The sequence below is a fragment of the bacterium genome (genome assembly GCA_026416715.1).
Classification (GTDB): Bacteria; UBP4; UBA4092; order JAOAEQ01; family JAOAEQ01; genus JAOAEQ01.
On the sequence record JAOAEQ010000056.1, the window covers coordinates 1 to 667 of the forward strand.

A 667-nucleotide genomic window follows, 5' to 3' on the forward strand; every position below is an offset into this window, starting at 1 on the left:
CATTGTATCACCGGCTTTATTCACTTTAGTATTTATAACACTAGTTAATGCTGAGTTTATGCTTGTAATATTTGTATCAACATACTGTTTAGTTACAGCATGTAAATCACTTGTTGGATCAGCATGTAAAGTTAAGAAGCCGGTCATTGTATCGCCAGCTTTATTAACCTTTAATGCATCATTAGAATCTACATATTGTTTTGTAGCAGCATGTAAGTTATTTACAGGATCAGCATGTAAAGTTAGTGCTCCAGACATTGTATCGCCTGATTTACTAACTTTTAATGCATCATTATTATCTACATATTGCTTTGTAGCAGCATGTAGGTTATTTGTTGGATCAGCACTTAAAGTTAAGAAGCCGGTCATTGTATCACCAGCTTTATTTACTTTAGTGCTTAAACCATTATCAGCATAAGTTGTTAAAATACCTATTTGTGTATCAACATAAGCTTTATTTACAGCTTGATTATTATTTGTTATGTTATAATTTAATATAAGATTACCAGTTGTGTCGTATGTAGTAGTAGAAGTTACTAAAGAGTTTTGTGTCTTTGATACTTTATCATTAATACTATTAATAACAGAGGTAGAAATAGATAAACCATTACTATTTAAAGTTAAAGAAGTATCAGCTAATTTAATAGATAAGCTACCTGCTGGAGTA

Annotated in this window: 1 protein-coding gene; it reads right to left on the minus strand. The window is 30.4% G+C overall.

Going from position 1 to position 667, the window contains the following annotated elements; translation table 11 throughout:
• The coding region (locus N3A72_12450) for a hypothetical protein (protein MCX7920387.1) at positions 1-667 on the minus strand (667 nt) is incomplete at both ends.